11 protein-coding genes and 1 pseudogene are annotated in these 13,232 nt (G+C 58.9%); 7 read left to right on the top strand and 5 right to left on the bottom strand.

The genetic code is table 11. From position 1 onward, the window contains the following. Positions 1 to 499 precede the first annotated feature (499 nt). Positions 500 to 1,429: a LysR family transcriptional regulator gene (locus tag UP10_RS41265; protein ID WP_044592864.1), complete on the bottom strand. Its 930-nt coding sequence runs from the start codon at positions 1,427 to 1,429 to the stop codon at positions 500 to 502. Between the two features lie 167 nt (positions 1,430 to 1,596). Here UP10_RS41265 and UP10_RS41260 point away from each other — a divergent pair, with 167 nt between their 5' ends. The 4 genes and pseudogenes from UP10_RS41260 to UP10_RS45015 all read left to right on the top strand — a co-directional run bounded on the left by UP10_RS41260 (position 1,597) and on the right by UP10_RS45015 (position 3,573). Then, positions 1,597 to 2,340 (top strand): SDR family NAD(P)-dependent oxidoreductase, encoded by a 744-nt coding sequence (locus UP10_RS41260; protein WP_044592863.1) that lies wholly within the window; start codon positions 1,597 to 1,599, stop codon positions 2,338 to 2,340. A gap of 112 nt (positions 2,341 to 2,452) precedes the next feature. Next, entirely contained in the window at positions 2,453 to 2,890 is a 438-nt protein-coding gene (locus tag UP10_RS41255) for a GlcG/HbpS family heme-binding protein (RefSeq protein WP_044592862.1), read from the top strand. 71 nt (positions 2,891 to 2,961) lie between these two features. After that, a pseudogene (locus UP10_RS43785) lies at positions 2,962 to 3,231 on the top strand (DUF427 domain-containing protein); the annotation flags it as partial. Between the two features lie 198 nt (positions 3,232 to 3,429). Then, positions 3,430 to 3,573, top strand: coding sequence for a hypothetical protein (locus tag UP10_RS45015; protein ID WP_156180772.1), 144 nt, complete (start codon positions 3,430 to 3,432; stop codon positions 3,571 to 3,573). A 77-nt stretch (positions 3,574 to 3,650) separates the two neighbouring features. Here UP10_RS45015 and UP10_RS46855 read toward each other — a convergent pair whose 3' ends face one another. Both UP10_RS46855 and UP10_RS41245 read right to left on the bottom strand, forming a co-directional pair. Beyond that, positions 3,651 to 3,863, bottom strand: a complete 213-nt coding sequence (locus UP10_RS46855) for a DUF3622 domain-containing protein (RefSeq protein WP_502692454.1) — start codon at positions 3,861 to 3,863, stop codon at positions 3,651 to 3,653. A 1,635-nt stretch (positions 3,864 to 5,498) separates the two neighbouring features. After that, the gene (locus UP10_RS41245) at positions 5,499 to 6,449 is read right to left on the bottom strand and encodes an AraC-like ligand-binding domain-containing protein (protein ID WP_044592860.1); all 951 of its coding nucleotides are present in this window, start codon (positions 6,447 to 6,449) and stop codon (positions 5,499 to 5,501) included. 265 nt (positions 6,450 to 6,714) lie between these two features. On the opposite strand from UP10_RS41245, the gene UP10_RS41240 reads away from it, so the two are divergent. After that, entirely contained in the window at positions 6,715 to 8,793 is a 2,079-nt protein-coding gene (locus UP10_RS41240) for a putative bifunctional diguanylate cyclase/phosphodiesterase (protein WP_050044070.1), read from the top strand. A 540-nt stretch (positions 8,794 to 9,333) separates the two neighbouring features. Here the strand turns inward: UP10_RS41240 and UP10_RS41235 are convergent. Further along, positions 9,334 to 9,804, bottom strand: coding sequence for an RrF2 family transcriptional regulator (locus UP10_RS41235; RefSeq protein ID WP_044592859.1), 471 nt, complete (start codon positions 9,802 to 9,804; stop codon positions 9,334 to 9,336). A 148-nt stretch (positions 9,805 to 9,952) separates the two neighbouring features. On the opposite strand from UP10_RS41235, the gene UP10_RS41230 reads away from it, so the two are divergent. Continuing rightward, on the top strand, positions 9,953 to 11,107 hold the full coding sequence (locus UP10_RS41230; RefSeq protein WP_245322211.1) for an NADH:flavin oxidoreductase: 1,155 nt from the start codon (positions 9,953 to 9,955) through the stop codon (positions 11,105 to 11,107). Between the two features lie 35 nt (positions 11,108 to 11,142). Beyond that, positions 11,143 to 11,913 (top strand): SDR family NAD(P)-dependent oxidoreductase, encoded by a 771-nt coding sequence (locus UP10_RS41225; protein WP_044592858.1) that lies wholly within the window; start codon positions 11,143 to 11,145, stop codon positions 11,911 to 11,913. Between the two features lie 373 nt (positions 11,914 to 12,286). On the opposite strand, the gene UP10_RS41220 is transcribed toward UP10_RS41225, so the two are convergent. Continuing rightward, on the bottom strand, positions 12,287 to 13,225 hold the full coding sequence (locus tag UP10_RS41220) for a LysR family transcriptional regulator (RefSeq protein WP_044592857.1): 939 nt from the start codon (positions 13,223 to 13,225) through the stop codon (positions 12,287 to 12,289). Positions 13,226 to 13,232 lie beyond the last annotated feature (7 nt).

Below are 13,232 nucleotides of genomic sequence, written 5' to 3'. Positions count from 1 at the left end.
ATCCAGATAAGGCCTCTCTCGTCGTTCTTCAGATGACGGCAAATCCAACGACAGACGGGAGAATCATAATGACGATGCAGACAAGCGTGGACCGAGTTCTTCGGCGCGGAGCAGTGGGTGGAGATCCAGAGATCGGCTTCGAGTCGTTTGTGCCGGTGTTTATGATGTCCTCTATTGGGCTAACGCTTAGTCTCTTGATAATGACTCTTATCCCGCGCTAATCCGGCGAAGCTCTCCAGCGCCCTGGCGCTGTCGGCGACATAGAGATCGAACGCCCGGGCCGTACCGAGGTCGGCCCGGGTCATTCGCGCCGATTTTGGCATGTCCGCGACGTATCCGTTTGCACGCGTTGCGCAATTCGTCGATTTCCAAGCTGAGGACGAGGGTTCGATTCCCTTCATCCGCTCCACGATTTTCTACGGCACGATACGATCTAGTGCGATTCGGCACGCCTTTATGCGCGCATCTCCTCGCCGCCGATCCGGCGCGCCGGTTGAGATCAACGTCTCCTAGAACCTATCCCGCTGTCTGCTTCGCCTTCTACGGCGGGGATAAGGTTTGCGGCGAGAAAGTCCACGAAAGCTCTGAGCTTGGGAGCGAGGTACCGGCTCGACGGCCACAGCACCCGAAGCGGTCCGGAGCGGTCGGTGTAGTCGTCGAGCACGGTGACGAGCAGGCCTTCACGAAGTTGCCGACCGATGGCGAAGTCCGGCAAATAGGCGATGCCCAGGCCTTGCTCGGCCATATAGATCAGCGGCTCAAGCGTGCTTGCGACCGCCGTTTTCGGCAGTTCAATCTCGACGCCGGCCTGCTCAGGCGGCACGGGCCATTGCTCGAACCGTCTGCTGGTCGGAAACCTGTGGTGCAGACAGGCATGAGCCTTGAGGTCATCAGGGGTTTTGGGAACACCTTTGGCCGCGAGATAGGCCGGGGCCGCCACCAGGCGCCGGCGATAGGTGCCCAAGGCCCGCGACATCAAGCGCGTGTCGCCGGCGTCGGCGAAGCGCACCACGGCGTCAAAACCCTCCTCGATCACATCGATGATCCGATCGCTGAAATCGAGATCCAGCATGATCTCGGGATAGGTCCGCATGAACGCCGCGAGCGTCGGTATCATCAGGATGCCGACCAATGGCAGACCGACACGCAGCGTGCCGCGCGGGGCGTCGTGTGTCTGCGACAGCTCAAGCTCGGCTGCTTCGATTTCAGAAAAGATGCGCCGGCAGCGATCGAGGAACAGGGCGCCTTCCGCGGTGAGTGTGATGCTTCGCGTGCTGCGATGGAAGAGGCGCACGCCGAGCCGTTCCTCCATCCGAGCCACTGACTTGCCGATCGCTGATGACGACACGCCAAGCTGCCGTCCCGCAACCGTGAAGCTTCGGGTTTCGGCGGCCCGAACGAACGCATTGAGCGATACCAGACTGTCCATCCGCGAACCTCCATATCGGACACCCATGTCCGATATGTTTGGAATTATGGCCCGTTTTTCAATTGGTCGAGAACGCTCATGTTGGGCCAACGCCGCAACCGACCCCTCTCACAATACCCGGTAGGAGACTGCGGCCACAGAAACCTTTTCTTATCAAGGAGATAATCATGCCATCATCAGTTGTTCTCATTACTGGGGCCCTCACGGGCATCGGCCGCGCTGCGGCGGTCTCGTTCGCGAAAGCCGGCGATCGCGTTGTTGTTTCTGGGCGCAAGCCGGATGCCGGTGAGGCACTGGTTCGCGAACTCCGTTCGCTCGGTGCCGAAGCCGAATTCGTCCAGGCCGATGTGCGCAAGGAAGACGATGTCCGTCGCCTCGTCGACCGCACCGTCCAGCGCTTCGGGCGTCTCGATATCGCGGTCAATAATGCCGGCACCGAAGGCAAACCCGGCCCGATCACGGAGCAGACCGCGGAAAGCTATTCCGCGACGTTCGACACCAATGTTCTCGGCGTACTCCTGAGCATGAAGCACGAAGCGCGCGTCATGCAGGGACAGTGCAGCGGGACCATCATCAACATCTCCTCGACCTATGGGCACGAGGGCGCGGCGGGGGCCCCGATCTATGTCGGCAGCAAGCACGCCGTCGAAGGCATCACCAAGTCGGTGGCGCTCGAGCTCGCGAAGTCAGGGATACGTGTCAATGCGGTGGCGCCTGGCCCGATTGACACCGGCATGTTGACCCGCTTCACGGGCACGCCGGAGAACAAGGCGGCGTTGACGGCGACCGTTCCGATGGCGCGTCTCGGCCTCTCGGAAGAAATCGCCAACGCGATCGTCTTCATCGCGTCGGAGGGAGCCTCCTACATCACCGGCCATGTCCTCCACGTCGATGGCGGCAAGAGCCACTGACTCTGAGGGCTTTCTCGTTCGCGCTTCATCGATCGGGCTTGGTCACGGCAGTCGATTGTTGCGACCAAACCCGATTGGCGCGCAACGCATTTCAAATGGTGGGAGGAGCCCCATGGGCAACGTAGTGACAAAGCATAGCATTTCTTCCGAGCTGGCACAGAAGATGATCGATCAAGCGGTGGCAAAAGCCAGACAAATGGGGGTCGCCGAGAACATCGCGATTCTCGATGACGGCGGCAATCTCAAGGCCTTTAGCCGGATGGATGGGGCCCCGATCCTTTCCATCGAGATTGCGCAGAACAAGGCGTACACAGCTCTGTTCGGCGTCTCCACCCAGGACTTTTTCGACTTTATCCAGCGCGACCCGTCGCTTCTGGCTGGGATCCCCACGCTTGCGCGTGTGGCGGCGTACGGAGGAGGTTTTCCTATCAAGGTGGGCGGAGAAGTCGTCGGGGCAATCGGGGTGAGCGGGGCTCCCACGGTGCAGCACGACGTCGATTGCGCGAAAGCAGCCCTTGCGCTCGTGCCCGATGCGGTGCCAGCCGAATAATTGGAGCTCAGATCGTGATGATTCACGGCCGTCCAGAAGAACAAGCGCTATGAGCACACCTTCGGAGAGCGCTCATCGCCGACACAAGCGCTGCGTTGACAATTCGCGAGGCGTCGTATCCGCCCGTTCGGTATATCCCCCGTCGGGACGTCGATATGGCCGCGCTTATGCGCAGCGAACACACTTCGTATTGCCCCTACAAAGGCGACGCTTCCTACTACAGCATTCCTGCTGGCGGTGATCGTTCACGCAACGCGGTGTGGACTTATGAGGCTCCATTTGAAGCGATGGCGCAGATCAAGGATTATGTCGCCTTCTACCCGACCGGGTCGACGAGATAAGTTAACCGTCGATGACCCCGATGATGGAGATGGCGAACTGAAGGGCGCTCGACCCGACGCGCGATCACCCTCACAAGAAAGCCATCTCGCTCCTGGCGCTTTCTGTGTCGCATCTCGATGAGCACTGGGATGTGGAGGAAATCCCGCTTGGGCTTACAGAGGAAGCACGCCCGCCCCGGCCCTGGCAACAAAAGGGGCATGGCACGTTGGGCGGCCGACCATGCCGTCGACAGGATCCGCGATCGCTTCGGCTGGGATGCTATCGGATACAGATCGGTGGCGCTGGGCACCTCGTCTTTCGTCCCCGACGAATTTCGAAATCTGGCCGAAAAGAAGCTGTGACAGTCACCACTACATTGTGTGTCCAAAGGTGCGTGCTCAGAACCGGGGCGGCAGCGCGCATCGTTCTCAAGGCGGCCTTACTTCCGTTTTTCTTCTTTCGATAAATCGGATAGAAAATCCGCAAGCGCGCGTTTCCCGGCAAATTCGGCGGCCATCTCGGATTGGAACCCGTCTCCGACTATCTTAATGCCCAATGGGCTGCTCTTGCGGCATATCTCCCAGCTCCAGCGATCAGGGGACACACCCCGCCGAGAAGTAATGAGATAATAGTCGCTGGGTTGAACGGCCATATCTCAAATACTAGACCGGACTGATGCATTGCAGCAGACCGTAGTTTAAGCAAAGCAGACCACTGCGTATTTCAGACCAGACCACTACGGGTCGAATCAGACCAGTACCCTATTTGGGCTCTTGCGACGCAGCCCACTCGGCGGCCTGGGCTCGGTTTTCAGCTCGTCGGCCTCGAACGAATCCAATCATGGCAAGGGTCGGGATCAGCACGGCTGCAGTTACCAACGTCGCCAGCGTCCACATGACGGCCCCATGTCTTTGACGCCTCGCCGATAACTTGGGCGGCTCGGGGCCGGTTCCTAGAAATCAGCCTTCAGCGTTCTGGGATTCGTGCCGGGCCGCCCCGACACTGTTCCCAAAGACTGCCCCAGTTGCTCCCCCGAGGCTGGGGTCATTTCTGCCCGAAATAGGCCCACTCGCCATTTCAAATCAGGCCACTCGTTTTGGAGCTATGGGGTTCACGACTGCGGTCTCGGAGACGGGATCAGGGCCGGACTGGATCATGCCGTCGGAGCGTACGAATAGCTCTGAGTCGGGATCGACAGCTAACCGATCGAACAGTGCTTGCAGCTCGGGCCGGAGACCGTCGCCACAAAGGGCGGCAATAGAGTGAAACTTACGCATGTCGTGCTCCTATTTGGTTGGAGCACGATAGGAGTCTTCGCGAGGCGAGCCACCCGATTACCGAATAGCGCAAATCATGCCGTCACTCGCAAATTCAAAACAGGCCCCCTCGACATAGACGGGACGGATAACGGAACGTACGAAGCTGAATTGGCGATCATATCGTCCGTCAAGGTCCGGTTCTGATCCTACTGTCAGGCCATGTGGTCGCGGTATCAACGCACGGATTTGTCGGTATCCGATACGAACACAATTACATTCGGTGTCGTTGGAGCCGCGGTTGAAGCATCCCATCATGCCGAACAGAGGTCTCCAAGATAGGCGAGGCGGCTGCACGCTCCAGCAGGTTGCGAATTCGGGTGCAAACCCTCACGATGTGAGGCGGCAAATGCGTTGAATTGGAAGATGTCACTATTTGGACTCCCGTGCCTTGCCCAACAGCATCATCGCCGTTCCGGCGCTCATTCGCTGGATGCCGAGGCCTAAGGCCAGCACGAAGCCGAGCGGCGCCAGCATGACGATCCAGATCAGCGCCGCAAACCTGAGCCCCGCAGATAGACGAACTGAACCAGAATCCCGAACACCGGTCGGACCTCTTGTGCTCAGAACTGTGGACTATCAGGAGCATGCGTTGCGCAATGTACAGCCGCGTCAGCGGCGTGCAAAGCGAATGCAACAGACTCAAATAGCTATTGTGTTTCCTAGATCGTTCGCGTCGCCCGATGATAGTGCGAACGCCGACTCTTAACTAAAAATCTGCATCCCAGTGGGCACACTTGACCCGGACCGTCGACGAGCGCCCGCTTGTGGCGGTGTTGACGATTCAATGTCGTTGGTACCCAGTCGGTGCTCTGAGCTAGGACCACATTCATCTGGCGGTAGGCAGGATCATGAAAAGCGACACTTGGCCCAATGTTCGAGCGTGTTGAACGCCACGAGGCGAAGCGGGTCGTCGAATTGATGTCAGGACGAGCGCTTACTGAATGCCGAAATTGTAATCGCCAGGCCGGTTAAGGTTGTTTTGCGCTTTTCCGGAAGTCGCGCGGTAGCACGCCGTACATGGCCCTGAAGCTTCGTCCGAAGTGGGTCATGTCGGAAAAGCCCCATCCTCGGGCTATTTCGCTCAAGGTCCTATGATTTTGCAGCGGGTCTTCCAGCGCTTGTCGGCAGCGTTGGAGCCGCATGGCTAGTGCAAGCCGCATGATCGAGGTGCACTCTTTAGCGAGCAAGCCGTTGGCGTAACGGACGCTCACTCCGGCAGCCTCGGCCACGGCCGCGGCATTGAGCTTCGGGTCGCTCAGGCGCGCTTCAACTGCTGAGCGCACGCGCAATAGCAACAACGACCTCGAAGAAATCCGCGAACTCGATGAGCCGGAGGTATTCAGTAGGGACATCGCGACTAAATCGAGAACCTGGCTGCTGGCAATTTCCTGTGCGGTGACGGTCAGCCGACCGGAGACACTTGGCAGCATCGCGAGGAACGATGAGGTCCAACGGTTTTCGGGCTTGGATGGCTTCAACGCAATCGCGGTCAGATCGCGAATCCTTCCGACACGAGATTCGAGCGCGTTCCGCGTCACTTTGACAACGAGCAATGAAGCCGCCGAGAATCTTGCGGCATATGGCAAGTTTGGATCGAGCAGAGTTACGTCGCCCACGCCGAGAACGAGCTGGCGGCCGTCCTGTTCGAGCGTGAGCAAACCGGCGGTCTGACGGCAGATAAACAATTCGTCACCTTGAGATTGCGCGACATGCTTTACCGTACGGGACACGTCCATCGGAGAGTTTTCGAACAGCACAAGTCCGATGCCAGCCAGCATCCCGACTTGGAGCTCGGCGTTGAAGGTCCGCCGGCATTCAGGCGTTGAAGAATGGCCGACAAGATTATCACAAGCGACGCTATGCCAATAATCGAAGCGGTGCCGAGGATCCACATCCGTCGTCGAAAAGAGCTTTTTCATAAAGTCGATGCCTACACGGCCGATTCGGCTTGCCCACAGAGCCGATCTAAACTCGCTTCGTGGGAAGAGCTGGGCTTCCGTGAGACTACCAAACCATCGCTATTAGCGAAAAACAACCCGCACTAACCGAAAATCAGGCGCGGTTTGCTTCACGCGGGTCATTTAACGCGCCCTTAGGTTCAACGACCGGGAATCATTCGAAATCAACCGACCGTTATCACAGCCGTGGATAGATGGACGACGTATCGTCTTGGGATCTCCGCACATGAACCTCGCAGCGGCACTGATTTATTGGGTCATCATCGCTCTGTGGCTTGCCGTTCTCACTACCGCTGGGGTCGCATTCATCCGCAATCCTCGGACCTTTGGCGCGGTGCGACTGCTGCTTTTTGTGATCGCGATCGACACCGTTCGGAACATCATCGAGAACCTTTATTTCGGGCTTTACTTTGGCGGTCAGTACGGGCTGTTTCCGGCTGCCATCGTCGGAGTACTCGGCAATCCCGGCTATCTCATCATTCCGAAGGTAATGAATGTCATCGCGGCTTGCGCCGTGTTCGGCCTCCTTGTGCTCCGATGGCTTCCCTTGGCCTCCAAAGAGCGCGCTGAAGCGGATGCGGATATCCGCATTAAAACGCAGGCTCTCAATCAGGAAATTGAAGAGCGGCGGCGGCTTTTTGATACATCGCTGGATTTGATTCTGATCACCGATCGGAACGGAGTCCTTGGAAGGGTAAGTCCTAGTTCATTGGCGACGATCGGCTATCGGCCTGACGAAATGATCGGTCATAATGGTGCGGAATTTATCTTCTCGGATGACCTCGCAGCCACGCGGCAGGAATTACAGTTGGCGCGCACAGGCCAGCACCACATGCGCAATTTTGAAACCCGATACGTTCACAAAAACGGACGGATCGTTCCTCTGGCCTGGTCCGGCGTGTGGTCCGAGCCCGAGCAAAAGCACTTCTTCTTTGGCCGCGACATGACCGAAAGGAAGTCGGCCGAAGAGCAACTCCGTCGCCTCGCCCATATTGACCAACTCACCGGGCTTCCCAACCGCGTCAGCTTGCACAAGGACCTCGACACGATCTTGAGGGAGCGCGCAGGCAATCCCGCGCTTCCGGTCACTGTTGCGACGCTCGACCTCGACGCTTTCAAGGACGTTAACGACACACGGGGCCATTCGGTTGGCGACAAGCTCTTGCAGGAGGTCGCGCGACGACTGACCTCCGCACCGGAAAAGGCCCAAGTCTATCGGCTAGGCGAAGACGAATTTGTGCTGCTGCTTTCAGATTGCGGCGACCCGATACTTGCATTCGGTGTCGTGGAGACCCTTCTGAAACGCCTCGGCGGGCAATTTGACTTCGACGGCCATCAATTATTTATAGCCGTGAGCGCGGGCGTCGCTATTGCGCCTAACCACGGTTCGACTGTCGACGATTTGCTCGCCAACGCCGACCTCGCGCTTTATGACGCGAAAGCTGCCGGTGGGCGTTTATGCCGTTTGTATGTACCGACCTTACGCTCGCAGGCGAAACGTCGCTGTGAACTCGACATGGAGCTTCGGCGCGCATTCGCCAATCAAGAGTTCCTCCTGTACTTTCAGCCTCAGGTAAGATCGAGCGATGGTTCAATCGTAGGCGCCGAAGCCTTGCTTCGCTGGCAGCACCCGGAGCGGGGTATTTTGGCGCCGGGAGCATTCATAGATGCACTCTGCGAAAGTGCTGTCGCGATCGAAACCGGCCGGTGGATACTCAATAGCGCATGCAAGACAGCAGCCTGCTGGCGAGCGAAAGGCCTGCCGTCCATTCGTATGGGCGTGAACCTCTTCCCTGCCCAATTCCGCAACGGCACCCTATTGCAGGATGTGGAGCAAGCCTTGTCGGAAAGCGGCTTGGCTCCAGAATTTCTTGAACTCGAAATTACCGAGAATATCGCGCTCGGTCGAGAGGAAGGGACGCTGTCACCTTTGAAAGAGCTGCGAGCCAAGGGCATAGGCATTGCATTCGATGACTTCGGTACCGGCTACGCATCGCTAAGTTACCTCACGCGCTATCCGCTGACCCGAATAAAGATCGATAGAAGTTTCATCCAGCAGATCGGTGCGCAATCCGCCCCCGAGGATACGGCCATCGTACGCTCTATCATCGGCATGGGAAGCAACCTCGGACTTGAGGTCATAGCTGAAGGGGTCGAAACCGCGGCACAAGCGGACTTTCTAAAAGCGGAAGGCTGCCATGAGCTTCAGGGGTATTTGTGTTCCAAGCCGCTCCCGGCAGAGGCATTTGAACAAGTGCTTCAATCACGCGCGTCGGTGCACACGAAGCGGGTCCATAGCGGTTGACGCGCAGGACCGGCCGGCGAACAAGCTATGGGGTGCACAGACCCAGCGCTCGCTCGCGGCGACGCCTACCGTACCTCCACCCGCCACCCGACCCGCATCCACGTGAGGACCACGCGAACGATCGTGCGTCGGTCGGTTATGGCGGACCTGTTGGGCAGGTGGAGAAGCAGTTCGACGACTGCGAGCAGCATCAGCACGTTCCAAAGGGCGACCTGATTTCCGTTTGCCATCCCGATCTTCTGGAATGTCGAGAAATGATGTCATATGCAATGTGACTGTCGGCGGCGACGACTCTGTTGGCGCCGCCGGATTGTCTGAAGATTCGCAGCCGGCACGTGCTGTTGCTGGAAGCGGGTTTGGGCCGGCCCGGCCCGAATGTGCCCGACAACAAATCTCTTGAGATCGCCACCATGCGGGCTGGTCAGGCTCAGAAACTCTGCCGCGCAGACGGGCCAGCCGAGCTTTCTGGGCGACGAATCACGGCCAGAAGCATGAACTCGGCGGCGCGACACTCATCGGCCACTGCTCGGCCAAGCTCGGCTATTCGGCGGCATTCGCCGTTTTCGTCACTCGCTTCATGCGAATGGCATCGCGACGCAGAAGCTCGGCAAGACTATCCGCGATGTTCCGACGGCCGAGAGCATCTAACATCGCAGTCTCGGCGTCGGTGGCGACCTCCGCAAAAAACCCGTTGATATTGGCGCTGATCCTGCATCGGGGCGCAACATCCTCCCGGCCGACAAGGAGCTTTTTGTCCTCCATCACTGCAAGATAGAGATCCCGCAATGTGATCTGCTCGGCCGCCCGGCCGAGGTGAAGACCGCCGCCCTTGCCGATCGCTGCGACGAGCATGCCCTCACGAGTCAACGGGATCAGCAGCTTGCGAATGAAACTCGGGTTTGTGCCGAGGCCCTCCGCCAGAGTTCGACTCGTGCACCGGAAGCCATCCTGATCCGCCAGTGCCACGCTCAGCACCATCTGGAGCGCGGTCGAAAAGCGTAGATCAATCATGTGTTTACCTCGTCGCCGCAGGTGCAGCTCACACAATTCTGTGAGAATGTATCTGATATGGTTGCATTTATAACTTTAAATGTATCATATAAGGGTGCATTTGAGGAGGGGTGGTCCCCATCCGCGCCTGACTCCGCAGGAGCACAAATTGTCGGCCGTCCAAACGAATATCCCTGACTCTCTCGAAGTCCTGTTCAAGCCCACTCGGATTGGTGGTCTCGAACTGCGCAACCGTATCGCGATGGCCCCGATGACCCGCGCCATGTCGCCCGGAGGCGTGCCGAGTAAGGATGTCGCACGCTATTATCGGCAGCGAGCCGAGGGCGGCGTCGGCCTCATCATTACTGAAGGCACGTTTATCCCTCATGCCAGCGCGGGACACGATGAAAACGCGCCCCGCATCTACGGCGATGACGCTCTCAACGGATGGCGGCGGGTGGTTGAGCAAGTGCACGACGCGGGAGGGCGGATCTTCGCACAGCTCTGGCACGTCGGGCTGGTCCGCAAGCCGCAGGTCGACGGCGTGGGGCGTCTCTATGACGGTGGTCCCGGCAGCGACGACCGCTTCAGCCCTTCCGGCATCATCGGAGGGAACGGTCTGCCTTTCGAACGGGTCGGGTGGCCGGCAACCCCAAGCGAAATTCGTGGCGTGATAGAGGCCTACGGCGCCGCAGCGCGCACCGCAAAGGAGTTGGGCTTTGACGGCGTCGAAATTCACGGCGCGCATGGCTATCTCATCGATCAGTTTCTCTGGGATCAAACCAACCAACGCGAGGACGAGTATGGCGGCGACATCGGCCGCCGAACCCGTTTCGCCGCCGAGGTCATTCAGAAGATCCGCGCGAATGTCGGGCCGGATTTCCCGGTGGTCCTGCGGCTGTCGACCTGGAAGCAACAGGATTATAGCGCGCGGCTCGTGGCCAGCCCGGACGAATGGGCTGCTATCGTTCGCCCCCTCGCGAGGGCCGGCGTCGACGCATTCCACCTGTCCCAACGCAGATATTGGGAAGGTGAGTTCGGCACAGAGGCAAATCTCGCGACCTGGACGAAGCGGCTAACGGGAAAGCCGACGATCACCGTCGGCTCGGTCACGCTCAACAACTCGATGGCCGAGATGATGCGTGGCGAGGGCAGCTTGCCCGAGAACAATCTCGCCCCGCTGCTCGCAGGGCTGGACCGCGGCGACTTCGACCTCGTGGCGGTGGGAAGAGCGCTGATCGCCAACCCCGATTGGCCGCACCGTGTCCGAAACGGCACGCCTTTGATCCCTTACAGCCTCAGCATGCTTCAGACCCTCGTCTGACGTCCTTTTCTCCTTAGCCCCGCAAGAGAACCATCATGTCCAATCAAAACTCCACACCCAAGATGATCCTCGTGACCGGCGGCGGCCGTGGTCTCGGCCGCAACACGGCGATATCAGCTGCAAGAGGTGGCTTCGACGTCATCATCACATATCATAGCAACAGAGATGCAGCGGCCGAGGTCGTGCGCGAGATTGAAGGGCTCGGCCGCAAGGCGGTCGCCTTACGATTGGATACCACTGCTGTCGGCTCTTTCGACGCCTTTACCGCCTCTCTGCGCAGCGAGCTCGGTCGACTCGGACACGAGAACATCCACGCTCTCGTCAACAACGCGGGCATCGGGCTGGATGCCCCATTCGCGACGACATCGGAAGAGCTTTTTGATCGCCTTGTTAACGTTCATTTCAAGGGCGTGTTCTTCCTGACGCAAAAGCTCCTGCCGATCATCGCCGATGGCGGTCGCATCGTGAACTTGTCGAGCGGCCTTGCGCGGGTGGCTCTGCCCGGCTTTGCCGTCTATGGAGCCCTGAAGGGTGCGATCGAGGTGCTCACGCGCTATCTCGCGAAGGAACTTGGGGAACGCAGAATAGCCGTGAATGTTGTCGCGCCCGGCGGAATCGAAACGGATTTCGGCGGAGGGGTGCTGCGCGATATCCCTGAGGTGAATGCTTTCATCGCGTCGCAGACAGCGCTGGGGCGCGCCGGGGTGCCCGACGATATCGGACCTGTTATCGCGGCGCTGCTGTCCCCCTCTCATCGTTGGATCAACGCTCAGCGTATCGAAGTGTCCGGGGGATGGGGGCTCTAAGCCTCAGCGCTATGCGAGGCCTGGACCGCACCCGTTGAGTGCTGCGTTCTGTTTCACGGATTTGCACCGGTCAGCTGCCGAGGGCTCAATGCGCGGAATGAGCGATATGGAACGGCCGCTTTTGGCGGATACTGTTGAAAAAGTCTTTTCCGGCTGACGAAAGAAATTTTTTAGGACCGCTGATGCGTTTCGTTCGCCGCGGCGTGAAGGACCACAACACCTTTCACAAAAACGACCACGGACCTTCGTATCGCTCCTAGCGAGCATTGCAGTGGTAGAAACGTCCAAACATCGGCTTTCGCGAGATATCGGCGCGAAGCGGTCATTGAGCCAATTCAATATGTCCGTGATTCCCTAAACTGAGACACGCTGCTCAGATCGATAACGATTTTGCCACGGCTCGCGCATGTTCGATGAACAGCTTCGCGAACGGTCCTGGAGTACGGTTCTTGACGGTGAGGATCGCGATCGAATAGCGGGTGGCCGGTATCGTTGTCTGCAGGATCTTCAACCCAACGCGTCCAGCGCTGAAGCGGGCAACGGAGTTGGGCAAGATGCCGACGAAATTGCCGGTTGCGATCAGCGTAGTGGTCAGTTGAACGGATAGCGTCGCGACCGCGACCCTTGGGGACTTCAATCCACTGGCGGCAAAGAGTCCCGAAATAATCGAGCCCGGCGTGCTGTCATGGGGTGGAAGCACCCAGGATTCGCCCATCAGATCTGCAAGCTCGACGCGACGCCGGCGCGCCCATTGGCTGCTCGCGCCAGCGACCGCGACAAACGGTTCCTGCAGCAGCGGTTCAGAAACCAGATCGTCCTCGACAAAAGGGTCCGGCATCCGCCCAATCAGAAGCTCGACCTTGCGCTCGCGCAATAGATTGAACTGCAGCAGCGCCATGTCGGCATGGACCACCTGCAAACGTACGCCCGGATGTTGCCGCAACAGACGCGCCGAGATCGCCGGCATAATGCCAGCGTTCATGATTTCAGGACAACCGACGGCGAGATCGCCTGACGTTGGATCCGTCAGGAACTCGATCTGCCTCAGGCCTTGCCGCATGTCGTCGAAAACATTCACGCCGCATTTGAGCAGGGCCTGACCATAAGCGGTCAGTTCGACCCCTTGCGAAGTGCGGTCAAACAATTTTACCCCGAGCGTATGCTCGAGATCGGAGATTGTCTTGGACACGACGGGATGCGAGATCGCCAGTTTTTGTGAGGCCTTGGCCATACTGCCCGCCTCCGCCACCGCAAGGACGACGTGAAGATCGCGCAGCCTGATACGGCGACCGATCCGGTCCGACCAATCCATTCTCGCC

It is taken from the genome of Bradyrhizobium sp. LTSPM299 (assembly GCF_000938235.1).
In the GTDB taxonomy this organism is placed as follows: domain Bacteria; phylum Pseudomonadota; class Alphaproteobacteria; order Rhizobiales; family Xanthobacteraceae; genus Bradyrhizobium.
Note: the sequence above shows the minus strand (reverse complement) of the source record. Positions and strands in the feature narration are given on the sequence as shown.

Excerpts from the sequence above, each read along its gene's own strand:
- UP10_RS41240 (WP_050044070.1), top strand. The coding sequence starts at position 6,715 with ATGAACCTCGCAGCGGCACTGATTTATTGGGTCATCATCGCTCTGTGG.
- UP10_RS41225 (WP_044592858.1), top strand. The coding sequence starts at position 11,143 with ATGTCCAATCAAAACTCCACACCCAAGATGATCCTCGTGACCGGCGGC.
- UP10_RS41235 (WP_044592859.1), bottom strand. The coding sequence starts at position 9,804 with ATGATTGATCTACGCTTTTCGACCGCGCTCCAGATGGTGCTGAGCGTG.
- UP10_RS41245 (WP_044592860.1), bottom strand. The coding sequence starts at position 6,449 with ATGAAAAAGCTCTTTTCGACGACGGATGTGGATCCTCGGCACCGCTTC.
- UP10_RS41265 (WP_044592864.1), bottom strand. The coding sequence starts at position 1,429 with ATGGACAGTCTGGTATCGCTCAATGCGTTCGTTCGGGCCGCCGAAACC.
- UP10_RS41220 (WP_044592857.1), bottom strand. The coding sequence starts at position 13,225 with ATGGATTGGTCGGACCGGATCGGTCGCCGTATCAGGCTGCGCGATCTT.
- UP10_RS41255 (WP_044592862.1), top strand. The coding sequence starts at position 2,453 with ATGGGCAACGTAGTGACAAAGCATAGCATTTCTTCCGAGCTGGCACAG.
- UP10_RS41260 (WP_044592863.1), top strand. The coding sequence starts at position 1,597 with ATGCCATCATCAGTTGTTCTCATTACTGGGGCCCTCACGGGCATCGGC.
- UP10_RS46855 (WP_502692454.1), bottom strand. The coding sequence starts at position 3,863 with ATGGCCGTTCAACCCAGCGACTATTATCTCATTACTTCTCGGCGGGGT.
- UP10_RS45015 (WP_156180772.1), top strand. The coding sequence starts at position 3,430 with ATGGCACGTTGGGCGGCCGACCATGCCGTCGACAGGATCCGCGATCGC.